Source organism: Pseudazoarcus sp. NS20, assembly GCF_059703745.1.
On sequence record NZ_BAAKIY010000002.1, the window covers coordinates 597,755 to 624,130 of the forward strand.

Here is a 26,376-nt window from a genome sequence, read left to right on the forward strand (position 1 = left end):
GGATCGCGCAAAATGAAACGGGGCGGCTTGCGGGCCGCCCCGTTTGTTTTGACCATGCCGCTGCGGGCATGGCCAGTCTTCTTCGGCGTCTTCAGAACGGCAGTGTCAGCCCCGGCCAAGCGGTTTCGATGGCTTTGCGGAAGTCGTTCTGGATGCGCTCGATGGCTTGCTGATTGTCGGCCTCGAATCGCAGTACGACCACCGGAGTGGTGTTGGATGCGCGGGCCAAGCCGAAGCCGTCGGCGTATTCCACGCGCACGCCGTCGAGTTTGATGAGGCGCTCCGCACCATCGAATTTGGCGCTTTCGCGCAGTTTGCGCACCAGCTCGAACGGCTCGCCTTCCTCCATGCGGATGTTGAGCTCAGGCGTGCACAGCGCGTCCGGCAGGGCGTTGAGCACGGCGCTGGGGTCATCGTGGCGCGACAGGATCTCCAGAAGGCGCACGGCGGCGTACAGGCCGTCGTCAAAGCCGTACCAGCGCTCCTTGAAGAATACGTGGCCGCTCATCTCGCCCGCGAGCGGGGCGCCGGTTTCCGCGAGCTTGCCCTTGATCAGAGCGTGGCCGGTGTTCCACATGGTGGGCTTGCCGCCGTGCTCGCGAATCCAGCCATCAAGCAGACGCGTGCATTTGACGTCGTAGATGATCTCGCCGCCCGGAACGCGTGACAGTACGTCGGCCGCGAACAGCATCAGCTGGCGGTCGGGGTAGATGATCTGCCCGTCGCGCGTGACGACGCCGAGGCGGTCGCCGTCGCCGTCGAAGGCCAGACCCAGCTCGGCATCGGTTTCCTTCAACGCGCGAATGACGTCTTCGAGGTTTTCGGGCTTGGAGGGGTCGGGGTGATGGTTGGGGAACGTGCCGTCAACGTCGCAGAACAATTCCACCAACTCGCAGCCCAGGCCTTTGAGCAGTTGCGGAGCCACTGCGCCGGCAATGCCGTTGCCGCAATCGACCACCAGCTTCATCGGGCGGGCCAGTTTGGTGTCCGAGAGCACGCGCTGCACATAGTCATCGATGACGCTGGCGTGCGAAAGCGTGCCTTCGCCATGCGCCAGATCGTCCTCGGCGATGCGGCGGCGCAGGTCCTGAATCAGCTCGCCGTGCAGGGTTTTGCCGCCGAGCACCATCTTCAGACCGTTGTAGTCGGGCGGATTATGGCTGCCGGTTACGCTGACGCAGGAATGCACACCGAGTTGGTGCGCAGCGAAGTAGGTCAGCGGGGTCGGTACGGCGCCGATGTCGATGACGTTCACGCCGGCGGCGCGAATGCCGTCTGCCAGGGCGCCGGCCAGTTCAGGCCCCGAGAGGCGGCCATCGCGGCCGATGGCGATGCTCTTCTGGCCGCGGGCAACGGCTTCTGAGCCAAGCGCGTGGCCGATGGCGCGCACCGAATCCGAAGTCAGGCTGCGATCAACGATGCCGCGGATGTCATAGGCTTTGAAAATCTCGGGGGCAGGGAGTGCGTATTTCATGACGGCGCTTTATCCGGTGTGATGAGATTGTGAGTGTTCGAACAGGGGGGGCTCAGAGCGAGCGATCCAGAAAAGTCAGTGTACGTGCGGCGAGCCAATTCAGTCCCCCGGGGAAAGGGCCGGTTACAAAACCGACGTGGCCGCCCCAGGCGCTGTGTTCATGCGTGAGCGCGGGTGAGCGCTCGGCGCTCGCTGGTAGGGCAGCAGGCGGTACGAACGGGTCGTTGGCGGCGGTCAGTAATAGCGTCGGAACGGTAATGCCACCCAGCCAGGGGCGGGATGAGGCCCGTCTCCAATAATCGTCTGCCCCGGAGAAACCGTGTACAGGGCCGGTATACACGTCGTCGAAGTCATACAGCGTGGTTGCACGCTGCATGCGGCCGTGGTCGAACAAGTCGGGAAAGCGCTGAAGTTTGGCGAGTGCCTTGGGTCGAAGCGTATCGAGGAAGTGGCGCGTGTAGACGCGGTTGAAACCAAGCGCCAGCGCATGGCCTGAGACGGTGAGATCGAGCGGAGGGCAGATGGCCACCGCAGCGGCGACATATGCGCGTGCGGCGGCTTCACGTTCGCCGAGGCATTTGAGCAGTGCGTTGCCACCCAGAGACACTCCCACGGAAAACATCGGGGCACCAGACGCGCGCGGCCGAAGCTGTTCAAGAATCCAGCCGATTTCTGCGCTGTCGCCGGAGTGATAGGCGCGTGCGAGCCGGTTGGGCTCACCAGAGCAGCCACGGAAATGTGGCACTACGCCGCGCCAGCCGCGTAGCGCGACGGCGTGCATCAAGCTGCGTGCATAGTGGGATTGGCTGGAGCCCTCCAGCCCGTGAAACAGCACGACCAGCGGCGCCGTTTCCGCGGCGGGGTGATGCAGCCAGTCGAGATCGATGAAATCGCCGTCCGGCGTGTCGAGACGCTCGCGTCGCCATGCCGGGGCAGGCGGCTTGCGGAGCAGGGGGTAAATGGTCTGGAGGTGGGCGCCCGGCAGCCACCAAGGCGATGCCGGGCGCGGGCTCACGCTCAGACGTAGGTCAGCCAGTGGTCGTACTCCGGCGCGCGGCCATTCACCACGTCGAAGTAGCGTGCCTGGATCTTCTGGGTGATGGGCCCACGCGCACCGTTGCCGATGATGCGGTCGTCGAGCTCACGGATGGGCGTGACCTCAGCCGCGGTGCCGGTGAAGAAGGCTTCGTCGGCAATGTAGATGTCGTCGCGGGTGAGGCGCTTGGATTGCACTTCCAGGCCGAATTCGCGAGCGATGGTCATCACCGAGTCGCGCGTGATGCCGGTCAGGGCGGATGCGATCTCCGGTTCGTAGATCTTGCCGTCCTTGATCACGAACAGGTTCTCACCGGCACCCTCGGCGACGAAGCCCTGGGTATCGAGCAACAGCGCTTCGTCGTAGCCTTGGCCCGTCACTTCCAGGTTGGCCAGAATCGAGTTGGCATAGGTGCTGGCGACCTTGGCGCGCGGCATGGTGACGTTCACGTGGTGGCGTGCGTAGGACGAGGTTTTCACGCGGATGCCGCGCTCGATGCCGTCTTCACCCAGATACGCGCCCCAGGGCCAGGCAGCGACGCTCACGTGCACCGTTGCGCCGCGGGTGGAGATGCCCATCTTCTCGGAGCCGTAAAAGGCGATGGGGCGCAGATAGCCTGATTCCAGCTTGTTCGAGCGCACCACTTCGCACTGGGCCTCCATCAGCTCTTCGAGGCTGAAGGGGATGTTCATCATGTAGATCTTGCCCGAGTTGAGCAGGCGCTTGGTGTGTTCCTGGAGACGGAAGATCGCCGTGCCGCGCTCGGTCTTGTACGCCCGCACGCCCTCGAACACGGCCAGGCCGTAGTGCAACGAATGGGTGAGTACGTGAGTGGTTGCATCGCGCCACGGTACGAGTTTGCCGTCGTACCAGATGAAGCCATCACGGTCGGCCATGGACATGTTCGAATTCTCCAGCGGGTGTAGGGGCATCACCGCCCGGTGGTGGGCGGAAAAGCTTGAATTCTAGCGTAATCGGAGGGCTGCGTTGGGCGCCTCAAGCATGAAAAAAGCCGGCATGTAGCCGGCTTGCATGCAGGTGAGCTGCTGAAGGCGCTTACCAGAGCTTCTCGAGTGCCGTGAGGATGTTACGGCGGGACAGTTGCCCAACGAGTTTGCCTTCCTGAACGACCGGATAGCAGCGGATGGGGCTGCCGACGAACATTTCGGCGGCTTCCATCAACGAGGAGCTCGGTTCCAGCGTGATGACGTTGGCGGACATGAATTCCTTGACGCGACCGCCGCGTTCTTCGTGGTACGAGGCGCTTATCGCGACCTTGATGCAGTCTTTCTCGGACAGGAAGCCCACGACGCGACCGGTGTGGTCGGTAACGGGGGCTCCGGTCATTTCATGCTTGAGCAGCAAGTGGATGGCATCGAGTACGTCCATGTCCGGATTGAACGAAAGCGGATCACCGGACATGTAGTCTTTGACGAGTAGCGACTTGAGCATGATTTGTCCCCTCTTGAGAGCGCTTTATTGGTGTTGTTCGGCTTGAGCGCGCGCTTCGCGCTTGGGGCAGGGCTTGTCACAGCCTGCGACGCATTCGATGTTGAATTTGTCGAGTCCGCCACAGCTGCCGGCGATGGGTTTGCGACCGGCCAGTACGCCAACGGCCATGGCAAGAACAGCAACAACCATGATCAGGAAAGTGACGATGTAGATGGACATGCAGTCTCCTGTGGTGGAGTTACGGCGCCCCCGGGGAAGGGGCGCCGATGGGACATCAGCCGCCGAAGTCGTCGAGCATGATGTTTTCGCGTTCCACGCCCAGATCGAGAAGCATCTGGATGACCGCCGCGTTCATCATCGGAGGTCCGCACATGTAGAACTCGCAATCCTCGGGAGCCGGATGGTCCTTGAGGTAGTTCTCATACAGGACATTGTGGATGAAGCCCGTGTAGCCCGTCCAGTTGTCTTCGGGCAGCGGGTCGGACAACGCGCAGTGCCAGGTGAAGTTCTCGTTCTCGGCTGCGAGGGTGTCGAAGTCGTTGACGTAGAACATTTCACGCTTGGAGCGGGCGCCGTACCAGAAGGTCATCTTGCGCTTGGACTTGAGGCGGCCAAGCTGATCGAAGATGTGCGAGCGCATCGGCGCCATGCCGGCACCACCGCCGATGAACACCATTTCGTTCTCGGTTTCGCGGGCGAAGAACTCGCCGAACGGACCGGAAATGGTGACCTTGTCGCCAGCCTTCAGGTTGAAGATGAAGGAAGACATCTTGCCCGGCGGTACGCCTTCGGCGCGCGGCGGCGGCGTGGCGATCCGGACGTTGAGCATGATGATGCCCTTCTCTTCCGGATAGTTGGCCATCGAGTAGGCGCGGATGGTTTCTTCGTCAACCTTGGACTTGTACTGCCAAACGTTGAAGCGGTCCCAGTCGTCGCGGAAGCGATCAGCGATCTCGAAGTTCTTGAAGTCGACTTCGTGCGGGGGCGCTTCGATCTGGATGTAGCCGCCAGCACGGAAGTCGACGTTCTCGCCCGGCGGCAGTTCGAGCACGAGCTCCTTGATGAAGGTCGCGACGTTGTCGTTGGAGCGCACGGTGCACTCCCACTTCTTGACGCCGAAGACCTCTTCCGGGACCTCGATGGTCATGTCCTGCTTGACCGCGACCTGGCACGCCAGACGCTCGCCTTCACGGGCCTGGCGCTTGTTGATGTGGCCGGTCTCGGTCGGGAGGATGGCGCCGCCGCCCTCGAAGACCTTGACCTTGCACTGAGCGCAGGTGCCGCCGCCGCCGCAGGCAGAGCCCACGAACAGTTTGGCGTTGGCCAAGGCACCCAGCAGCTTGCCGCCGACCGGCACTTCGATGGTCTTTTCGTGGTTGATGTTGATCTTCACGTTGCCGGTTGCCACCAGCTTCGAGCGCGCCGCGAGAATCACGTACACCAGTACGATGACGATCGCGACGAAGAAGAAAACACCGAGAATGATTTCAGTCATGTGTGGATACCTCTTCGCGTCAGAGCTGGATGCCGGAGAAGGCCATGAAGCCCAGCGACATCAAACCGGTTGCGATGAACGTGATGCCAAGCCCCTGCAGACCAGCGGGGATGTCGGAGTACTTGAGCTTCTCGCGAATGCCCGCCAAGGCGGTAATCGCAAGGGCCCAGCCCACGCCGGAGCCCACGCCGTAGGTCACGCTTTCGGCGAAGTTGTAGTCACGCTCGACCATGAACAGGGTGCCGCCCAGAATGGCGCAGTTCACCGTGATCAGCGGCATGTACACACCCAGCGCGTTGTAGAGCGCCGGCACGTACTTGTCGAGGAACATCTCGAGGATCTGCACGAGCGCGGCGATGACGCCGATGTACACGATCAGGCCGAGGAAGTTCAGGTTGACGTCGGGAAGACCCGCCCAGGCCAACGCACCGTCACGCAGCAGGTAGTAGTAGATCAGGTGGTTCACCGGGACGGTGAGGGCCTGAACTGCCACAACGGCGATGCCGAGACCGAAGGCGGCGCCGATCTGCTTGGAGATGGCCAGGAACGTGCACATGCCCAGGAAGAAGGCGAGTGCGAGGTTTTCAACGAAAACCGCAGTAATGAAGAGATTGAACAAGGCTTCCATTTACGACACCTCGGCACGATGCTGGATCTGGAAATCGGGCTTCTCGACCTGTGCGGGCTTCCATGCACGCACACCCCAGATGATCAGACCGATCAGGAAGAAGGCGCTCGGCGGCAGCAGCAGCATGCCGTTGGGCACGTACCAGCCACCATCCTTGGCGAGCGACAGGATCTGCACGCCGAACAGCGAGCCCGAGCCGAAGAGCTCACGCACGAAGCCGACGATCAGCAGAATGGCGCTGTAGCCGAGGCCGTTGCCCAGACCGTCCCAGAAGCTGGGAAGCGGGGGGTTTTTCAGGGCGAAGGCTTCCGCGCGACCGAGCACGATGCAGTTGGTGATGATCAGGCCAACGAACACCGACATCTCTTTGGAGAGGCCGAAGGCAAACGCTTTCAGCAGCTGATCCACGAGAATCACCAGCGAGGCGATGATGGTCATCTCGATGATGATGCGGATGCTGCTCGGGATGTGGTTGCGGATCAGCGAGATCAGCACGTTCGAGCCGCACAGCACAGCGGTGAGCGCGATGCACATCGTGAAAGCGGTCGACATCTTGGTGGTAACCGCGAGTGCCGAACAGATCCCCAGAACCTGCAGAATGATCGGGTTGTTATCCGCGACCGGGGAGGAAATAAGCTTCTTGGTATCGCTTGCCATGGCTTAGCCCCTTTCGTTACGAAGGCGTTCGATGAAGGGGCCGTAGCCGTCCTCGCCGAGCCAGTAGTTGATCAGGTTCTCGACGCCGCGCGCGGTAAGCGTTGCACCGGCGAGAGAGTCGATGCGGCTTTCGTTGCCCGGAGCAGAGTGGTCGACACCGCCCTTGACGAGCTGGATTGCCGGACGGCCATTGTCGTCGTAGGCAACCTTGCCGTTCCAGATCGCGCGCCAGTTCGGGTTGTCGACTTCGCCACCCAGACCCGGAGTTTCAGCGTGCTGATAGAACTTCAGGCCGTTGATGGTGTTGAGGTCGCCCTCAAGCGCGAGGAAGCCGTACAGCGTCGACCACAGGCCTGCACCGTGCACCGGCAGGATCAAGGTCTGGACGTCGCCGGCTTCGTTGCGCACCACATACACCGGCATGTACTCAGGCTTGCGCTTGATGTTTGCCGGGTCTTCGGAGCGCGAAAGAGCCTTGGACATGTCCGGGTCTTTCGCTGCGCGCTCGATGTCGAACGTGGCGACGTCGTAGGCGTCGCTCTCGGTGCCATCCTCAAGGCGGATCAGCATCGATTCGACGTTTTCGCGGAACGCGTCGGCTGCAGACTGGCCAGGCTGTGATACGCCTGCCACTTCCACGATGTTGCGGATGCGGTCGGCTTCCTGGTTGGCCACCTGAATCGGGCGCAGACCGACGGCCGCCGAAGCGACGACCACCGAGCACACGAGACATACAGTGACGGCCATGAACAGCGTCTTCTTGCCGCTATCGTTCGGCAGGGCGAGGATGGATGCCAGCGGGCCGCCGGCGGATTTTTGCTCAGGCGCTGACATGGCGGCGCTCCCTCCGTCGGATGTTCATCTGGATCACCACGTAGTCGATCAGTGGTGCGAAAAGGTTGGCGAACAGAATCGCCAGCATGATGCCTTCCGGGAAGGCCGGGTTGATGCAGCGGATCACGACCGTCATGAAGCCGATCAGGATGCCGAAGGCCCAGCGGCCGGCATTGGTCATGGAGGCCGAAACCGGGTCGGTTGCCATGAACACGGCGCCGAAGGCCAGACCGCCGAGGACGTAGTGCCAGTAGAACGGCACGGCCATCATCGGGCGAGCATCGCTTGCCAGCGCATTGAAGATCAACGCGGTGATGGCTACGCCGACCGCCACGCCCGCCATGATGCGCCAGGAGGCGATGCGGGTGTAGAGCAGGAAGGCTGCACCGATCAGGATTGCCAGCGTCGAGGTTTCGCCCAGCGAGCCCGGCATGATGCCGAGGAAGGCCTGCATCCAGCTCACGTTCTCGGTGATGGCCGCCAAACCGCCGGTTTCGCCGAGGCCGAGCGGGGTGGCGTAGGAGAAGCCATCCACTGCAACCCAAACCTGATCGCCTGAAATCTCGGCCGGATAGGCGAAGTACAGGAAGGCACGGCCGGTAAGCGCCGGGTTCAGGAAGTTCTTGCCCGTGCCACCGAAGGCTTCCTTGCCGATGACCACGCCGAAGCTGATGCCGATGGCAACCATCCACAGCGGCATTTCAGGCGGCAGGGTCAGCGTGAACAGCATCGAAGTGACGAGGAAGCCTTCGTTTACTTCGTGGTTGCGCACGGTGGCGAAGAGGACCTCCCACAGACCACCGACGATCAGCGTCGTCAGGTAGAGCGGCAGGAAGAGCAAGAAGCCATGCGCCAGGTTCGCGAACAGGCTGTTGGGGTTGAAGCCGATGCCGAATGCCGCCAGCAGCGCGCCGCGCCAGTCTTCACGAACGATGTCGAGTTCGGTCAGCGCGAGGTTGGCCTGATAGCCGCTGTTGTACCAGCTCCAGATGATGCACGGCAGCAGGGCAACGACCACGTAGCTCATCATGCGCTTGAGGTCGATGCCGTCACGGACGTGCGGAGCGGTGCGGGTGGTGTCGGGCGGGGAATACAGGAACGTATCCACCATCTCGTACATCGCGTAGTACTTCTCGAATCGGCCGCCTTTGTGGAACTGCGGCTCGATCCGGTCAAGGAAGCGTCGAATGCCTGACATCAGCCTTCCCTCTCAATCAAGCTAAGGTTTTGACGGAGCACCGGGGCGTAATCGTGCTTGCCGACGCATACAAAGGAGCACAGCGCCATGTCTTCTTCGTCCAGTTCAAGGCAGCCAAGTTTCTGCGCCATGTCTGTATCGCTGACGAGCAGGTAGCGCAGCAGCGGGGTGACGAGGACGTCCATCGGAACGATGTTGTCGAAGGTGGTGAGCGGCACCAGGGCGCGCGGGCTGCCGTTCTGCGAAGACGTGAAGTCGAACAGGCGGCTGCTGCCGCGACTGAAGCTCGAAAGCATCACGTTGAGCATCGAGAACTTGTTCTTGCCGGCGGGGTTGACCCAGCCCATGAACTCGCGCGGGGTGCCTTCCTGCAGCACGCTGACTTGCAGATGGTGGCGGCCGAGATAGGCAGACCACTGCGAGACGCGACGGCCGGACCAGACCGAGCCCGACACGATGCGCAGGTTTTCACCGTCGATGGTTTCACCGGCGAGCGCTTCGTCCAGGCTTGCGCCGACACGTGTGCGCAGCAGGCGCGGATTCTTGGCGCGGGGGCCGCCCACGGCGATGACGCGTTCGGTCGGCAGCTTGCCAGTGGTGAACAACTTGCCGATCGCGATTACATCTTGATAGTTCAGGTGCCATACCATTTTGGAGGCGCTGACCGGATCAAGATGGTGAATGTGCGTGCTGGGCAGGCCTGCCGGGTGCGGGCCGTCGAAGCTGACGACGCGAACCTTGTCGCTGGAGGCGGTATCAATGCGAGCCGAATCGGCTTTGCACACCCACAACGGGCCGTCGGTCAGCGGCGCCAGAACTGCGAGGCCGTTGTTGAACGCCTCGAGGTCGGCATTGATGACGATTTGCGGGTCGGCCGACAGCGGGTTGCTGTCGATGGCCGTGACGAAAATCGAAGCCGGGCGAGTTTCAGGGTGGGGGATCTTGCCGAAGGGGCGGGTCTTGAACGAAGTCCACAGACCGGAGGTGAGAAGCTTGTCGCGAACCTGCTCGTGAGTCAGTGAGCTGAGCTGGTCAGCAGGACAGGCGGTGAAATCGATTGTCTCCTCGGTTTCATCAAGGCGGATAACCACTGACTGCAGCATGCGTCGAGCGCCGCGATTGATCGCCACGACTTCGCCCGCACCTGGAGCAGTGAATACAACGCCCGGCAGCTTTTTGTGCTCGAAGAGCGGCTGCCCCAGTTTGACCTTGTCACCTTCAGCGACGAGCATCGTGGGTTTGAGATCGACGTAATCAACGCCGATGACTCCCACATGTCGAACCGGTTTTGCGTCTTCTACACGCTGCTCCGGCTTTCCGCTGATGGGCAGATCCAGGCCTTTCTTGATCTTTATAAGCATAGAGGTCTGATCCTGGTTGTCGGGTGCCGACCTGAACCCCGAAAGTTGCTGCTACGCCATTAGATTTCCTTGACTTGAGCAAGGAAGGAAGCGTTTTGGGTCGGCTGAACAAAACGTATCAATGTTACTGGCTCGGGCCGATTACATCAAATTTTGATGCCACTTTTGGCGTATGAGCTTTACCCATAATTGACCGCGGTCAATTTGCCCGGAAAGCCTTGCAGTGCAGCATCGCGGCCCTCGCCTGAGCAGGGGCGCGAGCGGTAGAATCGCGTTCCTTTTGCTCGAGTTGCCAATGATGGAAAGAAGCTGGAAGCCGCACGTCACGGTGGCCTCGGTGATCGAACGCGACGGCCGCTTCCTGATGGTAGAAGAGGAAACCTCGGTCGGCTTGCGATTGAATCAGCCGGCAGGTCACCTGGAGCCCTCGGAGTCGCTTGTGGAGGCCGCGGTGCGCGAAGTGCGTGAAGAGACCGCGCATGCATTCGAGCCCTCCGCACTGGTGGGTATCTATCACTGGCGCCTGATGCCGCAAGACGTCACCTATGTGCGTTTCACTTTTGCCGGTACTGCCGGGGAGGCGTTGCCCGGGTTGGCGCTGGATGCAGGCATCGTGCGTGCCTTGTGGATGACCGAAGACGAGTTGCGCGGCAGCGCGGAGCGTCACCGCAGCCCGCTGGTGCTGCGTTCGCTCGATGACTGGCTGGCCGGCAAACGCTACCCGCTCGACCTGGTGTGGTACGGCGCATGACCAAAGATCTGATGTGGAGGAAGTGCTGATGTCCGTTGAACGAGACCCCGCAGGAATGCATGTCGTGGTCGGCATGTCCGGCGGCGTCGACTCGTCCGTCACGGCCTGGCTGCTCAAGCAGCAGGGGTACCGGGTCACGGGCCTGTTCATGAAGAACTGGGAGGATGACGACAACGACCAGTACTGTTCGTCGCGTCAGGATCTGGTCGATGTGGCTTCGGTGTGCGACGTGATCGGCATTGATCTGGAAGTCGTCAACTTCTCCAAGGAATACAAGGAGCGGGTGTTCGCCGACTTCCTGCGCGAGTATGAGGCCGGCCGTACGCCCAACCCCGACATCCTGTGCAACTCCGAGATCAAGTTCCGCTGCTTCCTCGACCATGCCATGGCATTGGGCGCAGAGCGCATCGCCACCGGCCATTACGCCCAGGTGCGACGCTGGGAGAACGATGGCCGGGTCGAATACCAGTTGCTGAAAGCCGAAGACGGCACCAAGGATCAGAGCTATTTCCTGTACCGGCTGAATCAGGCGCAACTGTCCAAGACGTTGTTCCCGCTCGGCAGCCTGTACAAGCGCGATGTGCGACGACTTGCGGCCGAGGCGGGTTTGCATGTCGCGACCAAGAAGGACTCGACCGGAATCTGTTTCATCGGCGAGCGCCCGTTCCGCGAATTTCTGATGCGCTACCTGCCTGTGCAACCCGGCGAGATTCGCAGCCTGGACGACGGGCGTGTGCTGGGCGAGCATCAGGGGCTCATGTATCACACCATCGGTCAGCGCAAGGGCTTGCGCATCGGTGGCGTGAAAGGGCAGCAGGATTCTGCTGGCGAGCATGATGCCTGGTATGTGGCTGTGAAGGACGTCGCGGCCAACGTGTTGTACGCCGTGCAGGGGCATGATCACCCGGCACTGCTGCGCGAACGCCTGAAAGCCATTGATCTGAACTGGATCGCCGGGCGTGAGCCGCACACTCACTGGGTGTACTCGGCCAAGCCGCGTTATCGCGCCACAGACGAGCCTTGCGAGGTCGACAGCGTCGGCTCAGAGGACGCGGAAATCGTCTTTGCCCAGCCGCAATGGGCGCTGACTCCGGGGCAGAGCGTGGTGGTGTACGAATCCCGCGTGTGTCTGGGCGGAGGCATCATCGCCTGAACCGCCATGCGGCGTTCACGCGCCCATTGCGGACGGAATCAGATGCTCTCGTGCGAGTTCCTGGTAGCGCTCACAGCGCTCCACGAACTCGCGTGTGCTTTTGGGCATCGATACACGCGCTCGTGCGATGTCGCCGATCAAGTCGCGTCCGCGCAAGATGAGCTGGCAGCCCTCGGCAGCGAACTGAATGGTTTCGGCCGTGGGTGTGTTGATCAGGCGCGGGCTGAACGCCGCCAGATGTTCGCTCGCCACGACGAAATCGGTCCAGATGTCGAAGATGTCGTCATCCGTGCGCAGCGTTTCGCACTTGATCTTGGCCGCCGTGCTCAGTGCTTGGATATGCTGTTCGATGCCGTGAAACACCAGACTGTTGCCGAAGGTGCGCGTCAAGGTGCCGGCGATGCGATCAATGCCGCGCAAGGCTTCGGCGATCTTGATGTAGCGGCTTTCATAAAAGGCTTCTATGGGGATCGAGAACGCTCGGAAGGGCTCGCCCCAAAGTTCATCGATGCCTTCTTCGCCACTGCGATGCAGCACCAGGCGGCCTAACTCAAGGGCTTCCTGCAAGCATTTTCCGCATTCGCGCATCAAAGGGTTGCTCGAATCGATGTCGGCGCCCCGTGATTGCAGGTCCACCAGCTTGGTGAAGTTGTCGGCGGCGCGGTTGAACAGGGCGCCCGCCAGCATCGCGCCCTTGACGCGCTTGCGCTCGGGAACCTGCTCGGCCTCGAAGATGGCGCGGGCTTCGGCAAGCCGCTCGCCCGGCACGTTGATGCCATGCTCGACATGGTTGAACAGCCGCCGGGTCAAGGCCTCGATGAGGTGGCGCTTTTCCTTGAGCGAATCGGCCGGCGGATCGTACGCCTTGATCCAGTAGCCGTCGTAATGCACGCGGCGTACGCCGTCGATGACGCGCACCGTGCCGTTTTGAACCGCATCGTTCATCGGGTGAAAGTGGCTCGCTGCATTCAAAAGAGCGCGCAGGGTACAGCAGATGCAAGCGCCGGGTCACGAAGGGCTGGAGGGCTTCCGTGACGCAGATCGCTGTTTACGTTGTTTGTGTCGTTTAAGGATGACGTTAGTGCGCCACACCAGCAGTACGCCGAAGTAGCCGACGATGGCGCCTACCACCGCCATCAGCAACATCCCCAGCACCAGCGGCCGGCCGATGCCGGTGAGCCAGTTGATGGCTTCGATGATCCATTGCAGGGCAGTGACTGCGTGGTCGTCGGGTACCGGCTTGGCGACGGCGACGGGCGGCAGGATGCTCGCTCCGATGCGGTAGGCCAAAATATAGATCGGGCCGTATGTGAAGGGGTTGCTGACCAGGGTGGAAAGCGCCGCAACCCACAGGTTGGCACGCACGGCCAGTGCGACTACCGCTGCGGCAGGGATTTGCGCGACCGGAATCAGAAAGCCGAAAAAAACGCCGATCGCCACGCCCCGAGCCACCGAATTACGGTTCACCTGCCACAGCAGGGGGTCGTGAATACGGGGCCCCAACCAGCTCAACAGCCGGTTTTCTTTGATGCTCTCGTGGGTCGGGAGGAAGCGTTTGATCATGGTGCGCGCCAGGGAGTGGGGCATTCTAACCCGTAATCCGACGCGTACCAGCCGTTCCAGGGCTCAGTGTTCAGGCCCCGCATTCAAGCAAAATCGGCGGGGATCACGCTGCGCAAGACGGTCTGCGTTTCGCCATCGCGCACGCGATTGGTGAACCACCATAATGCACCTTTCTTGATCGTCCAGTCGGCCTCCTGCCCGGACAGCAGCAGGGCGGCCAGCCTGCCCAGCGCCGGCTGATGGCCGACGATCAACACGGCTCCGCCGGAGTCCGGCCAGCCTGCTGCGGCCAGCGCACCCGCGACGTTTCCGTCGGGGCCAAGTGCCGCGACTTTTTCGAAGTCGTTCGTGAACGCTTTCACGGTTTGCAGGGTGCGCGTGGCCGGACTGGCCAGCACGCGCAGTTTGCGTGGGCGGTTTTTCTGAAGCCAGGCGGCCATGGCGCGTGCCTGTTCCTGTCCGCGTGAGGTCAGCTCGCGGCTGAGGTCAGGCGTGCCGTCCACTGCCTCGGCATGCCGCCAGAGAAGCAAATCCATCCGGTGAGTGTCCCGTGTCGTCAATGCGGTGATTCTCCGTTGAGGGCGTTGCAAAGGTATTACGGCGATTTGCGCGTGGCGGGGCGAAGGCCGGCCCACGGGGTGTGGGTGGCACGCAGCAGCCCCTTCGCGGCCAGCACGCTGCGGCGTGATTTGCGAGCGTGGCGTGGCCCGTGCCAGCCGCAAAAGAAGGCTGCGGCCTCGCGTAGAGCCGGCTCCTTTTTGCACAACATGCCGAGGCGATGCCGCGCAATATCGACATCGTTGATGAACCCCAGAGCGTTTTGAACGCGCGCGAGTTCCGTGAGATAGGCCGGGGCTTTGCGTGGCAGTAGCGGTAAAAAGAACTCAAGGCCATAGCGCAGTTGCTTGAATGCAAGACGTAGCGCGTGCAAATGCTCGGGCATGAGGTCGGTGGCATCGGCCAGACGGCGTGCTGCGCGTTTGCGCAGGTGCTCCAGTTGCAGCGCTGCGAACGTTCGCAGATCGACTGACCCGATCAGGTCGTTGCTGGGCAAAGACAACAAATCGCCCATCATCTCGATCAGCAGGCGTCCTTGTTCGGCCGGGTCGAGGGCTTTGAGGGTTTGCTGACGCGCTTTTGCACGCTCGGTGTCTACACGTTGGCCCAGTTGCGCCAGGCGACTGGCTTCGCCAAGCGTGGTGGTTTGAACCGCCGGCAGCAACTCGGTCGCCAGCACGTCCAAGTCGCGAGCGTCTCCGAAGCGGCTTGCGTTGCGTTTCAGGGCGTTGCTCCAAGTGGCGACAAACTGCGCGGGGAGGGCGGGTTCGAACAGGCGGATCAGCGAGCGCAGGCGTCGCTGCGACACCCGCAGTTGATGGATGAACTCCGGCGCATGATGCGCCGATGCGCCGGCCGCATTGCTCTGCCATTGGCGGATGCAGGCAAAAGCGAGCGCGCGGAAGGCCTCCAAAGGCGTCATGTCCGGCGTGATGTCGGAAGGCTCTGCCCGCGCGGGCTGGGCGGGGGTGCCCAGATGCAGTCTGAAGCCGCGCTCGGCCTTGCTTACGTCGTCCGGCAGCAGGGGAAGGTCGGTGGCGAGCTGTCTGGCGAGCTTGAGCAGATCCTGCGGCGTGCCTTTGACAAGCTCAAGTTCGAGTTCGCAGATGGGTGTGGCCTGCTCGCCAGAGATCACCTTGCCGCTGTCGATCATGATCAGCACGCGAGTGTGATCGTCGGGTGCCCACAGCCGGGTTTCACGGCGAAAGCGCGTGTTGAATACCGGCGCGATGTCGTTTGCGTGGCGCTCGAGCAGCTTGCGGATGGTGGCATGGTCGATGGCGCTGAAGTCGAAGGCGCCGTGATACGGCTGCTCCCACTCCGGCCGGCTCGACAGGCCGCCGGTGGACGTGGCTGCGGCCTTGACTGTCTGCAGCCACGTTCGTCCGGCCTTGCGTGTGCGCAAGGCCACCCGGTTGCGTTTGAGGTGGAGTTCGGGCGTGTCGAAGTACACGTTGTCGAGCGTGATGACCTTGCCTTGCAGCTCGCATGCTGCGATCAACGGATGGCAGCGCAGGGCGCCGAGCGCCTTTTGCGGCAGCCCGAGCTTGAGTTCGATCTCATTCGCCATGACCGGCCTCGCCGAAAAGAATGCGCCACAGCGCTTGCACAGGTGCGCGCGCCTCGGCCACGTCTGCCGGCGCGACGCGTGATTCGGCCGCGTTGAGGCGCTGGCGATGCTGCAGACGGCGCAGCAAACGGTAGCTGTCACTGCATTGTTCGGCGAGCTCCACGGGGATCAGGCCAAGCTCGCCGCACATGCGCAGCAGCGCGATGTTGCCGAGGTTGCGTGCGAGTTCGGCGTGTTCGTGAGCGTGACCCAGCACCAGATACTGAATCATGAACTCGACGTCGATCAGCCCACCCGCATCGTGCTTGAGTTCGAAATCCTCGGCTTTGTCGGCATGGGCGTCGCGCATCTTCTGGCGCATACCCAGCACGTCCTGACGCAGCTTGGCGAGATCGCGTGGCTGTCTCAGCACTTCACTGCGGATGTGCTCGAATGCTTCGCCCACCTGCTTGTCCCCAGCGGAGAAGCGCGCGCGAGAAAGCGCCTGATGCTCCCATGGCCAGGCGGATTCGAGCTGATACTTGCGGAAGGCCTCGATCGAGGTCACGAGCAGGCCCGCGTCGCCGTTGGGGCGCAGTCGCAGGTCGGTCTCGAACAGGATGCCGGCGGCCGTGCGGGTGGACAGCCACGTGTTCACCCGCTGGGCGAGGCGCGAATACACCTCCATGGCCTCGGGGGCGTCGTCTTCGAAGAGGAAGACGATGTCCAGATCAGACGCGTAGCCCAGCTCTTTGCCGCCGAGCTTGCCGTAGGCGATGACTGCGAAGGCGGGCGTGTCGCGGTGACGGCTCTTGATCTTGCGCCAGACCAGCGGCAGCGTGAGTTCGAGGATCAGGTCGGCGAGCGCCGAGAGGTGGTCGGCCAGGCGTTCGACGGTGAGTTTTCCGGCGATGTCTTGCGTGAGCAGACGGAACACCTGAGCGTGATGGTGCTCGCGCATCATGTCCATCTGGTGCTCCATGTCAGGCTCGATGGCGTCAAGGGCCGGCCCCAGCTCGGAGGCCAGCGCGCGCCAGTCGGGCTCCACGTGGATATGGCGGTCGTCGAGCAGTTCGTCGAGCAGAATTGGATGACGGGTGAGGTAGTCGGTGGCCCAACTGGACGCGCTCATCAGGTCAGCCACGCGCTTGAGGGCCTGTGGATATTGCTGCAACAGCGCCAGATAGGCGCCGCGGCGGCTGATCGTCTCGATCAGTTTGAGGCAGCGCGTCAGCGTCTGTTCCGGGTGTTGCGTGGCGGCGGCGATCTCGACGAGACGTGGCACCAGAGAGTCCAGTCGCCCGCGGATCTCTGTGGGCAATTGCTGATAACGCGGGCTGTCGTGCAGTTCGGCCAATTGGTGTGCCACGCGCTGCGGGTCGGCGTAGCCCAATTGACTCAGCACCGGGTCGAAGGCGTCTTCGCTGCCAGACGCCCATACGGCGTCGATCTCGTCCTTGCCGTCCTTTTCCGTTGGGTCGCTGAAAACGTCGTCGAAGTGGCGGCTGACCACTTCGCGAATGGCAGCGAGCTTTTCGAGCATGGCCTCGCTTCCGTCGAACTCCATGGCGCGAGCGATCAGACCGAGATCTTGAGCGGCGTCCGGCAGGTCGTGTGTCTGCGCGTCGTCCAGATACTGCAGCCGGTGCTCGAGCCGGCGCAAAAAGTCATAGGCGCTGGACAACTCGTCAACCGTGTCCGCAGCGAGGATGCCGCGTTCCGCCAGTTTGGCCAGCACCCGCAGCGTCGGCCGGATCTGCAGTTCACGATCACGTCCGCCGCGGATCAACTGGAAAACTTGTGCGATGAACTCGATTTCGCGGATGCCACCCGGCCCGATCTTGACGTTGTTGGCACGCTCGCGGCGCGTTACCTCGCGGCGGATCTGCGCATGAAGGTTGCGCATGGCATTGAACGCGCCGTAATCGAGGTATTTGCGAAACACGAAGGGGCGGGCGATTTTCTCGAGTTCGGCATAGCGTTCGCCGTTGAGCGGGCGTGCCTTGATCCAGGCGTAGCGCTCCCACTCGCGCCCCTGAGTGATGAAGTAGCTCTCCAGCGTGTCGAACGAGCACACCAGCGGCCCGGAATCGCCGTTGGGGCGCAGGCGCATGTCCACCCGGAAGACTTGCCCGTGCTCGGTGACGTCGGCCAGCGTCTTGATGATGCGTTTGCCGAGTCGCTCGAAGAATTCGAAGTTGCTGATGACCTTGGTGCCGCCGGTATCGCCGTCTTCCGGGTAGACGAAAATCAGGTCGATGTCCGACGAGACATTGAGCTCGCGCCCGCCGAGCTTGCCCATGCCGATGATGATGAGCTCCTGCTCCCAGCCCGAGGGTGACAATGGCAGCCCATGACGCGCCACCAGCGCTTCGCGGTGCACCTCGTGACTGAGCTGGATGCTGAATTCGGCCAGCGTCGTCATGGTTTCGGTGACTTCCGCGAGCTTGGCCACGCCGCACAGATCGCGCACGGCAAGGTGGCACAGCACCCAGGTGCGCAAGCGCCGCAAGGCGCCGGGCAGGGCGGCCTCGTCGCGGGCACTCTCGCCGACGAAGGCCTGCATTGCCTCGGCGTCGAGCGCGTCAGCAATGGACGATTCAAGCTGTTCGCGGAGCCACGGCCGGCTGTCCAGCATGCGCTGGAGATAGCGCGACAAACCTGCGGCGTGGCTGATCTGGGCTTCGTGCATCGTGGGCGATCCTGCGCTGTGTGACGGGGCAGCGGCCATGATGCAGGCAGCCGGCTGCGCCGACAAGCGCACTCATGGCGGGCCTTTGCGCACTGCAAGGGCTGCGCCGCTGTTAGAATGGGGCGCGCTGGCGAGCGCCTGTCCGGGTTGTTTCGCCGCGGTGCAGCTGAACACCGGTTTCACCCGTCGGAGATGCTCTGGCGAGGCCCGGTTCAGCCGGAATGTTCCTGTGCCCACTCGCCAATGACTGATCGCTCCCCTGTTCCCGCATCCTCCCCGACGCCCGAAAGGGTCGCACGCCGTGGAAACTGGGGGCGGTGGGTACTGCGTGTTGCAGTGGTGGTGGTTGCGTTCGTGATTGTCTTGCTTGGCGTGCGCAGCTTTGTGCTTCCCCGTGCGGACGAGCACCGCGAATGGTTGGTCCAGCGTCTGTCACAGGCGGCCGGCGTGCCCGTCAGCATCGGGCGCCTGCAAGCCGACTGGCCGGGCATCGCCTTGCGTGTGCAGGCCTTTGATCTGAGTGTCGGGGAGGGGCCGTCCCCGTTGCGGGTCGAGCGGATCGAGGCGGAGCTGGCATGGTCTTCTTTGCTTACCGGCTTGCCGAACTTCCATCGTATTACGCTGATTTCTCCCGACGTGTCGGTCGTGCGGGATGGCGACGGGCGCATGCACGTTGCGGGCATGCCGATGAGCGGTTCGGATGGCGACGGCGGGGTGGCCGCGTGGTTGTTCGAGCAGGGCGAGTTCGTCATCGAAAACGCTCGGCTGGCTTGGGATGACCGACTGCGTGGTGCTCCGCTGCTCGAACTTGAGCATTTCGGCTTGCGGGTGGTGCGCACTGCCGGGCGTTACCGTTTCGGGCTGGAGGGGCGACCGGATGTCGCCATTGCACAGCGCATCTCGCTGCGCGGTGATCTCGTCTCGGATCGTCCGGCCGACATTTCGCGCTGGGACGGGCAGCTTCATGCCCAAGTGGTCGAGGGGCGGCTCGATGGCCTGGCACCCTGGCTTGATTACCCATGGCCGGTTTCCGGGGTCGGCAACGTCGAGGCATGGAGCACCATTGAAGACGGAGAGCCCAATGCCGGCGCCGTCGATTTCGCGCTCGCCGATTTCCGCGTGCAACTGGAAGAGCACTTGCCCGAGCTTGCCGCCCGCAGCGCGAATGGGCGCCTGACCGCCGCTCGTGACGCCAAGGGTACGCGCTTTGCCCTGGAAGGCTTCGAACTCCAGATCGAAGACGGTTTGCGCGTCGAGCCGACCGATATCGAATTGAACCTGACGGACGCGGGCGGCTCGCTGCGTGCGAGCAGTGCCGAGCTCGGCGTGGTCGTGCAGCTGTCCGCGCATGTGCCGCTGTCGGACGCAGCCCGTCGGCACATCACCGAGCATGACCCGCGCGGGCGCATCGAAGGCTTGCGCATCGATTGGGCCAGCCGTGCCGATACACCAGAAATCACTCGCCTGGAAGGGCGCTTCACCGGTCTGGCCGTGCGCCCCAGCGATTCCCTGCCCGGCGCCGAGGGGCTGAGCGGAGAGTTAAGCGGTGACGGCGATGCGGGCCGCTTCGTTCTCACCAGTCGGGATGCAGTGCTCGACATTCCTCAAGTGTTCGAGGCATCGCGGCTGTCCTTCGATGAGCTGAATGCCGAGGGTGGCTGGAGCCGCGGCGAGCAGGGGTTGGAAGTGCGTGTTGAGCGCGCGACCTTCGAGAGCCCGGACGTGTCGGGCGAGGCCGAGGGCGTGTATCGCCCGATGCTCGGGCGGCTTGGCGAGATCGACGTAACGGCGCGACTGAACCGGGCCGAGGGCAACAGCGTGTGGCGTTACGTGCCACGCAACATCGGCGATGAGACGCGCACGTGGCTGCAGCAGGGAATCCGCAAGGCGATGGTGCATGACGCGCGCCTCACCCTGCGCGGCGGACTGGCGGATTTTCCGTTCGAAGATGGCTCCGGAGAATTCGTTGTCACGGTTGACCTGACCGATGGTGTGCTCGAGTACGCACCGGATTGGCCAGCCATCGAAGGCATCGTCGCGTCGCTGCGCTTCGAGGGGCCGGGGCTGCGCATCTCGGCCAGCGAGGGCCGCATTTTCGGCGTGCAACTGCGTGATGTGGTGGCTGAGCTGCCCGATCTCGATGTGCGCAACGAGCAGCCGATGACGCTGCGCGGTGTGGCCCGGGGCGCAACCTCCGACTTCCTTCGCTTCGTCTCGGAAAGCCCGGTGCGCGACACCGTCAACGGTTTTACCGATGACATGAGCGCAGAAGGGGAAGGGGAGCTCGACCTGACGTTGGTCATGCCCCTGCACGATGTCGATGCGAGCAAAGTGAAAGGCGCCTTCCGTTTTGCGGGTAACACGGTGAAGGTGACCGAGTGGCTGCCGCCCGTCGAGCGCGCCAGCGGGCGAGTCGTCTTCAGTGAGAGCACCTTTGGCATTGAGGAAGGGCGTGGTCGCGCCTTCGGCCAGCCGCTGCAGATTTCAGCACGCACGCTGGCGCCACGTGATGTGCGCTTCAACGTGAAAGGCGGCGCCACGATGCGTGCCGTGGCAGCGCAATACGAGTGGCCGGGGCTGTCGCATTTGTCCGGCAGCGCCAACTGGCAAGCCGATATCGCAGTCACGCAAGGGCGCGCGCGCGTGGATGTGCGTTCGACCTTGGCGGGACTCTCGTCGAGCTTGCCTCATCCGTTCAACAAGAGCGCTTCGGAGGCCTGGCCGTTGCAAGTGGAGGTGGGCTTTGCCGGGGACGTACAGGATGTCCGGATTAGCCTCGAAGACCGCCTCGAAGCGGTGTTTTCCGGGCGTGACGAAGCCGGCCGATTCGACGTCACGCGCGGCGCGATTGGTGTCCATTCTGAGGCGCGCATGCCGGAACACGGCTTGTCCCTGCGTGTCACGCTGGACGAGCTGGATCTTGACGCCTGGCGTGACCTGATCGACTCCGAGTCTGCCGGCCCGGCGCAGGGGCAGGGCGTCGGTAACGGTCTCACGCTGCCTTGGGCGGCCGTACGCGCGAATGTCGGAAGCCTGCGTGTTCTCGATCAAGAGTTGAAGCACTTCGACCTCACGGCCACGGCCAGTCAAGGGGCCTGGAATGGGCGGGTATCCAGTGACTTGGTGCAAGGCGGCTTCGCTTGGCATGAGGGCGAGCAGGGCACGCTGGCCTTGCGGCTCGACCACCTGCGACTTGGCAAGGGCGATGCCGGTGAAGCGGACAAGGCAGTGTTGTCGCGCGCCTTGCGCGATGAGTCCCCGCAGCAGTCGATGCCCGACATGGATATCGTGGCCGAACACTTCTATCTGAACGACAGCGAGCTCGGGCGCCTCGCCTTGCAGGCGCGCAATGAAGACGGTGCATGGCTGATCGACTCGGCCTCTCTTGCCAATGCCGATGCCAAGTTGACTGCACGCGGGCGCTGGGTGCCCGGCGATGCGCCGCTGACGCAACTCAGCGTGCGGCTGGACAGCCCGGATGTGGGGCAATTCCTGAGCCGCATGGGCTATCCCGAAACCATTCGCAATGGTGCCGCACTGCTTACCGGCGAGCTGGAGTGGAAGGGCGCGCCGACCCGTATCGATTACTCCAGCCTGAATGGCGCTTTCCGCCTTGATGCCGAAAAGGGGCGCTTCGCCAAGCTCGAGCCCGGCGTGGGCCGTCTGCTCGGCGTACTCAGCCTGCAGGCCTTGCCGCGGCGCCTGGCGCTGGATTTTCGCGATGTCTTCAGCGATGGTTTTGCGTTTGATCGAATCGGTGGTGACGTGAGCTTGCAGCAAGGTGTGCTGCACTCGGACGATTTCCAGATCGCCGGGCCTGCTGCGCGCGTGTGGATTGCCGGTACGATCGATTTGAAACGCGAAACGCAGGATCTCAAGGCAGTGGTGCAGCCGGCGCTGACGGACGGTGTTGCCATCGGTGCCGCGGCTGGTCTGGTCAACCCGGTTGCCGGCCTCATTGCGTATCTGGCACAGAAAGCGTTGAACGATCCAATCGAGCGCATGTTCGCGTACGGTTACGCCATCACGGGCCGCTGGGATGACCCGCAGGTGGAGAAGCTCGCGGGTGGCAATGCGGCGCGCGAGGCTCAGGCGGCCGATGACGAGACGGAGGCATATACGCCATGACCATGTCAGCCGCGGCCCGCGTTGCGGCCATTCAAACGGTGTCCGGGCCGGACATCGATGCCAACCTGCGTGTGGCCGAAGAGCAGATCGAAGCGGCCGCAGGGCAAGGTGCGGGCTTGGTCGCTTTGCCCGAGTACTTCGCCTTGCTGTCACCCGACGAGCAGGCCAAGGTTCGAGCGCGTGAGACGCCCGGCGAAGGGCTTATTCAGCAGTTTCTGTCGGCTACCGCGCGGCGGCTTGGCGTGTGGATTGTCGGTGGCACCTTGCCATTGACGGCTGAGACATCGCAGAGGGTACGCAACACCGTGCTGGTGTTCGATTCGTCCGGCCGTGAGGCCGCGCGCTACGACAAGATCCACCTGTTCGGCTTCGACAACGGCGGCGAGCGCTACGACGAGTCGCGTACCATAGAGGCAGGCACGAGCCCGGTTGCGCTCGACACCCCGTTTGGTCGTCTGGGCCTGTCGGTATGTTACGACCTGCGTTTCCCCGAGTTGTATCGTGCGCTGGGCTCGCCGGACATCATCTTCGTGCCGTCGGCGTTCACCGCCACCACCGGGCGTGCGCATTGGGAGGTCCTGCTGCGTGCCCGCGCCATCGAGAATCAATGTTTCGTGGTGGCGCCAGCGCAGGGCGGCGAACACCCCGGCGGGCGTTTGACCTGGGGGCACACGATGATCATCGACCCGTGGGGTGAAGTGCTTGCCTGCCGGACCGAAGCGGGGCCCGGGATGGTGATTGCCGATCTCGACTCGGCACGGCTCGAGGCTGTGCGTGGCCAACTGCCTGCGCTTGCGCACCGTACCCTCGGTGGTCTGTGAGCCGGCGGGATCGAACAGCCTATTTCGTGGTCCATCCACACGAACCAATCTGACGGAAAAGACATGAACATTGCCACCCCGGCCCTCGCGACTGCTGATCAGTACCTTTTGGCGCCATACAGTCTGGCGGACCATGACCTGGAGCGCGTGCTCGGTACTCTGATGGGCCACCGTCTCGACTACGCCGACCTGTATTTCCAGTACCGCCGGGCGGAGAGCTGGAGCCTGGAAGAGGGCATCGTCAAATCCGGCAGCTTCGACATCGAGCAGGGTGTCGGCGTGCGTGCGGTGAGTGGCGAGAAGACGGCTTTCGCGTATTCCGACGATATCTCCTTGCCCGCGCTGGATGCTGCAGCCCGTGCAACGCGCGCCATTGCGGATGCCGGAGCCGAGCGCAGCGTGTCGGTCGGCCGCGCACGTGCCATGCCCCCGTTGTATCGCGGGGATGATCCGCTGGCTTCGCTCGGCGACACCGAAAAGGTGCGCTTGCTCGAGCGTCTCGAGGGCTTTGCTCGTGCGGAGGATTCCCGCGTCACGCAGGTCATGGCGCATGTGGCCGGCTCGTGGGAAGTGGTCATGGTAGCGCGCAGTGATGGCCACATGGCTGCGGATGTTCGTCCGCTTGTACGCGTTTCGCTCTCGGTCATCATGGAAGACGGCACCCGCCGGGAGCAGGGCAGTGCCGGTGGCGGCGGACGTTTCAACTATGCGTATTTCACCGATGAACGCCTGCGCGAATACGCGCGCGCCGCAGTGCATCAGGCCCGCACCAACCTCGACGCGGTTGCGGCACCGGCCGGCACGATGACTGTTGTGCTCGGCTCTGGCTGGCCTGGTATCTTGCTGCACGAAGCCATTGGCCATGGCCTGGAGGGAGACTTTAACCGTAAGGGAAGCTCGGCTTTTTCCGGCCGCATCGGGCAGCAAGTGGCCTCGCGTGGCGTGACGGTCGTCGATGACGGCACGCTGGCGGACCGGCGCGGGTCTCTCACCGTGGACGACGAAGGCAACCCGACCAACCGCACGGTGCTGATCGAAGACGGCATCCTCACCGCCTACATGCAGGACATGCTCAATGCTCGCCTGATGGGCGTGGCGCCGACCGGCAACGGCCGACGCGAATCGTATGCCCATCTGCCTATGCCGCGCATGACCAATACCTACATGCTGGGCGGCGACAAGCACCCTGAGGAGATTCTGCGTTCGGTGAAGAAGGGGCTGTACGCCGTTAATTTCGGTGGTGGTCAGGTGGATATCACCTCGGGCAAGTTCGTGTTCTCCGCGTCTGAAGCGTATCTGATCGAAGACGGCAAGATCACGCGTCCGGTCAAGGGCGCCACCTTGATCGGCAACGGCCCGGATGCGCTGACTCGCGTTTCGATGATCGGTAACGACATGGCACTTGACCCAGGGGTCGGGACGTGTGGCAAGGACGGGCAAAGCGTGCCCGTGGGCGTCGGGCAGCCCACGTTGCGCATTGATGGCCTGACCGTAGGCGGAACCGCCTGATTTTTTCCAGCAATGGCGGGGTGTTTCGGCCGATGTAAGCCGATGTTTGTAACGTTGGCCTATGGTGTTTTGCCTATCATTCCGCTGTATTGCTGGAACTGCAGCCAAAATGGCTTGCTGACGCCTTTCCTGCCTTTACCCTGTTGAAGACGTCACGGTTACGAGCCAATTCATCGCTTACCACCTTGAAACAAGTCACGCCGGTTCGGCCTTGGTGCACCCCCTAGACTGCGGGCTTCATCTTCGCAGCAAGGAGCTACACCATGTTCAACAAGCCGAATATGTTCAACAAACCAGCGGACAACGCGGCCAATCGTACGGCCCAGCGCACTCCGGCGACCGGCGCGACCGAACCTGCGCGTCGTCCGGGGGTGAATGCTCCGACTCAGGCCCAGGCTGCACCCTCGGCTCCGGCCGCAACCACTTCGCCGGATCTGTCCGCTCGCTCGCGTGAGCGCGAAGACTCTGGCAAGCGCGACAGCAGCCTCATTGTCGGCCCGGACGTGAAGCTTCGCGGCGCTGAAATTCTTGATTGCGACACGCTGGTGGTGGAAGGCCGCGTGGATGCCACGATGGACAGCCGTGTGCTGCGTATCGCTGACGGCGGTGCCTTCGAGGGCAAGGTTGGCGTCGATGTGGCCGAAATTCACGGTCGTTTCGACGGCGAACTGACGGTGCGTGAGCAACTCGTGATCCACGCCGGTGGTCGCGTCAGCGGCAAGATTCGCTATGGTTCGATCTTCATCGAAGAGGGTGGCCAGATCTGCGGTGACGTGATGGCTTCGGAAGCCGAGCGTACCAGCCGCAGTGGTAGCGACAAGTCCCAAAACAGCGACAGCAAGGATGCCGCACGTGCGGCGGAAGCCGTCGCCGTCTGATTACGGATTGGCCGCAACGCGTGCCGTCTGGGCAGAAGGAGTGATGCCCCAGTTTCCTTCCCAGGCGGTACGCACTAGATTCGGATAGGTGGCCTTGCCAAGGCTACCGTTATAGCGCCCCAGGGCGCGAAACAGATTGCCCTTCTCGATGTCCAGATAGTGACGCAGGATGATGCATCCGTAGCGCAGATTGGTGCGCATGTGGAAGAGATTGTCGTCCGGCCGGCCGATGACGCCGATCCAGAAAGGCATGATCTGCATGTATCCACGCGCGCCGGCACTTGATACGGCGTACTTGCGGAACGCGCTTTCCACCTGAATCAGCCCCAGAACCAATTGCGGGTCGAGCCCGGCGCGGGTGGCCTCGTAATGCACCGTATCAAGCAGGTCGATGCGCGTGGCTTCATCCGGCAGCCAGCGTCCCAGCCGCCCGGACATGGCGTTTCTCCAGCCCAGATACTCGTCGTCGTCGCGCGCGATCCGCGCTGGCGGCCGATCGCTCACGGCTGCGTGCAGCGCGGCGCGCACGCTTTCCGACATGGGCTCATACATCTGCGCCCCGGCCTGCACCGTCGTTGCGCCTGCCCACAGCATCGAGGCGGTGAGCAGGGCGAGGGCAGGGCGCGGCAGGGCGAACAT

The 26,376-nt window shown here is 63.0% G+C and carries 23 protein-coding genes; 6 read left to right on the forward strand and 17 right to left on the reverse strand.

The genetic code is table 11. From position 1 onward, the window contains the following. Window positions 1-91 precede the first annotated feature (91 nt). From AC6H0W_RS08505 to AC6H0W_RS08555, 11 genes are all read right to left on the reverse strand, one after another. Window positions 92-1,474 (reverse strand): phosphomannomutase/phosphoglucomutase, encoded by a 1,383-nt coding sequence (locus AC6H0W_RS08505; protein ID WP_497576724.1) that lies wholly within the window; start codon window positions 1,472-1,474, stop codon window positions 92-94. Window positions 1,475-1,526: 52 nt separating this feature from the next. Beyond that, a complete protein-coding gene (locus tag AC6H0W_RS08510) occupies window positions 1,527-2,489 on the reverse strand; it encodes a hydrolase (protein WP_497576725.1) in 963 nt (320 codons plus the stop codon). 2 nt (window positions 2,490-2,491) lie between these two features. Then, complete coding sequence (locus tag AC6H0W_RS08515; protein ID WP_497576726.1) at window positions 2,492-3,412, reverse strand: branched-chain amino acid transaminase; 921 nt, start codon at window positions 3,410-3,412, stop codon at window positions 2,492-2,494. Between the two features lie 154 nt (window positions 3,413-3,566). Then, window positions 3,567-3,962: a CBS domain-containing protein gene (locus AC6H0W_RS08520; RefSeq protein WP_497576727.1), complete on the reverse strand. Its 396-nt coding sequence runs from the start codon at window positions 3,960-3,962 to the stop codon at window positions 3,567-3,569. 24 nt (window positions 3,963-3,986) lie between these two features. After that, window positions 3,987-4,181, reverse strand: coding sequence for a (Na+)-NQR maturation NqrM (nqrM, locus tag AC6H0W_RS08525; RefSeq protein ID WP_497576728.1), 195 nt, complete (start codon window positions 4,179-4,181; stop codon window positions 3,987-3,989). Window positions 4,182-4,236: 55 nt separating this feature from the next. Beyond that, window positions 4,237-5,457 carry an NADH:ubiquinone reductase (Na(+)-transporting) subunit F gene (gene nqrF, locus AC6H0W_RS08530; RefSeq protein WP_497576729.1) on the reverse strand — a complete coding sequence of 407 codons (1,221 nt, stop codon included), beginning with the start codon at window positions 5,455-5,457 and terminating at the stop codon, window positions 4,237-4,239. Window positions 5,458-5,476: 19 nt separating this feature from the next. Continuing rightward, window positions 5,477-6,085 (reverse strand): NADH:ubiquinone reductase (Na(+)-transporting) subunit E, encoded by a 609-nt coding sequence (gene nqrE, locus AC6H0W_RS08535; protein ID WP_497576730.1) that lies wholly within the window; start codon window positions 6,083-6,085, stop codon window positions 5,477-5,479. Next, window positions 6,086-6,742 (reverse strand): NADH:ubiquinone reductase (Na(+)-transporting) subunit D, encoded by a 657-nt coding sequence (locus AC6H0W_RS08540; protein ID WP_497576731.1) that lies wholly within the window; start codon window positions 6,740-6,742, stop codon window positions 6,086-6,088. Between the two features lie 3 nt (window positions 6,743-6,745). Continuing rightward, entirely contained in the window at window positions 6,746-7,576 is an 831-nt protein-coding gene (locus AC6H0W_RS08545) for a Na(+)-translocating NADH-quinone reductase subunit C (RefSeq protein ID WP_497576732.1), read from the reverse strand. Continuing rightward, complete coding sequence (locus AC6H0W_RS08550) at window positions 7,563-8,774, reverse strand: NADH:ubiquinone reductase (Na(+)-transporting) subunit B (RefSeq protein WP_497576733.1); 1,212 nt, start codon at window positions 8,772-8,774, stop codon at window positions 7,563-7,565. The genes AC6H0W_RS08545 and AC6H0W_RS08550 overlap by 14 nt, the downstream gene beginning before the upstream one ends. Beyond that, window positions 8,774-10,135 carry a Na(+)-translocating NADH-quinone reductase subunit A gene (locus AC6H0W_RS08555; RefSeq protein WP_497576734.1) on the reverse strand — a complete coding sequence of 454 codons (1,362 nt, stop codon included), beginning with the start codon at window positions 10,133-10,135 and terminating at the stop codon, window positions 8,774-8,776. The genes AC6H0W_RS08550 and AC6H0W_RS08555 overlap by 1 nt, the downstream gene beginning before the upstream one ends. A 295-nt stretch (window positions 10,136-10,430) precedes the next feature. Here AC6H0W_RS08555 and AC6H0W_RS08560 point away from each other — a divergent pair, with 295 nt between their 5' ends. Beyond that, window positions 10,431-10,886: an NUDIX hydrolase gene (locus AC6H0W_RS08560; RefSeq protein WP_497576735.1), complete on the forward strand. Its 456-nt coding sequence runs from the start codon at window positions 10,431-10,433 to the stop codon at window positions 10,884-10,886. Between the two features lie 28 nt (window positions 10,887-10,914). Then, window positions 10,915-12,039 (forward strand): tRNA 2-thiouridine(34) synthase MnmA, encoded by a 1,125-nt coding sequence (gene mnmA, locus AC6H0W_RS08565; protein ID WP_497576736.1) that lies wholly within the window; start codon window positions 10,915-10,917, stop codon window positions 12,037-12,039. Between the two features lie 15 nt (window positions 12,040-12,054). On the opposite strand, the gene AC6H0W_RS08570 is transcribed toward mnmA, so the two are convergent. The 5 genes from AC6H0W_RS08570 to glnE form a co-directional block, all read right to left on the reverse strand. After that, a complete protein-coding gene (locus AC6H0W_RS08570) occupies window positions 12,055-12,984 on the reverse strand; it encodes a hypothetical protein (protein WP_497576737.1) in 930 nt (309 codons plus the stop codon). A gap of 63 nt (window positions 12,985-13,047) precedes the next feature. Further along, window positions 13,048-13,626, reverse strand: coding sequence for a DUF2062 domain-containing protein (locus AC6H0W_RS08575; RefSeq protein ID WP_497576738.1), 579 nt, complete (start codon window positions 13,624-13,626; stop codon window positions 13,048-13,050). 59 nt (window positions 13,627-13,685) lie between these two features. Further along, window positions 13,686-14,138: a SixA phosphatase family protein gene (locus tag AC6H0W_RS08580; protein ID WP_497576739.1), complete on the reverse strand. Its 453-nt coding sequence runs from the start codon at window positions 14,136-14,138 to the stop codon at window positions 13,686-13,688. Between the two features lie 59 nt (window positions 14,139-14,197). Then, window positions 14,198-15,730 carry a CYTH and CHAD domain-containing protein gene (locus tag AC6H0W_RS08585; protein ID WP_497576740.1) on the reverse strand — a complete coding sequence of 511 codons (1,533 nt, stop codon included), beginning with the start codon at window positions 15,728-15,730 and terminating at the stop codon, window positions 14,198-14,200. Further along, a complete protein-coding gene (glnE, locus tag AC6H0W_RS08590; protein WP_497576741.1) occupies window positions 15,720-18,401 on the reverse strand; it encodes a bifunctional [glutamate--ammonia ligase]-adenylyl-L-tyrosine phosphorylase/[glutamate--ammonia-ligase] adenylyltransferase in 2,682 nt (893 codons plus the stop codon). The genes AC6H0W_RS08585 and glnE overlap by 11 nt, the downstream gene beginning before the upstream one ends. Window positions 18,402-18,644: 243 nt before the next feature. Here glnE and AC6H0W_RS08595 point away from each other — a divergent pair, with 243 nt between their 5' ends. The 4 genes from AC6H0W_RS08595 to AC6H0W_RS08610 all read left to right on the forward strand — a co-directional run bounded on the left by AC6H0W_RS08595 (window position 18,645) and on the right by AC6H0W_RS08610 (window position 25,737). Next, window positions 18,645-22,529 (forward strand): YhdP family protein, encoded by a 3,885-nt coding sequence (locus AC6H0W_RS08595; RefSeq protein WP_497576742.1) that lies wholly within the window; start codon window positions 18,645-18,647, stop codon window positions 22,527-22,529. After that, window positions 22,526-23,350 carry a carbon-nitrogen hydrolase family protein gene (locus AC6H0W_RS08600; RefSeq protein ID WP_497576743.1) on the forward strand — a complete coding sequence of 275 codons (825 nt, stop codon included), beginning with the start codon at window positions 22,526-22,528 and terminating at the stop codon, window positions 23,348-23,350. Before AC6H0W_RS08595 ends, AC6H0W_RS08600 begins: the two co-directional genes overlap by 4 nt. Window positions 23,351-23,413: 63 nt before the next feature. Next, window positions 23,414-24,859 carry a metalloprotease TldD gene (gene tldD, locus AC6H0W_RS08605; RefSeq protein ID WP_497576744.1) on the forward strand — a complete coding sequence of 482 codons (1,446 nt, stop codon included), beginning with the start codon at window positions 23,414-23,416 and terminating at the stop codon, window positions 24,857-24,859. A 263-nt stretch (window positions 24,860-25,122) separates the two neighbouring features. After that, a complete protein-coding gene (locus AC6H0W_RS08610; protein WP_497576745.1) occupies window positions 25,123-25,737 on the forward strand; it encodes a bactofilin family protein in 615 nt (204 codons plus the stop codon). On the opposite strand, the gene AC6H0W_RS08615 is transcribed toward AC6H0W_RS08610, so the two are convergent. Then, on the reverse strand, window positions 25,738-26,376 hold the full coding sequence (locus tag AC6H0W_RS08615) for a lytic transglycosylase domain-containing protein (RefSeq protein WP_497576746.1): 639 nt from the start codon (window positions 26,374-26,376) through the stop codon (window positions 25,738-25,740).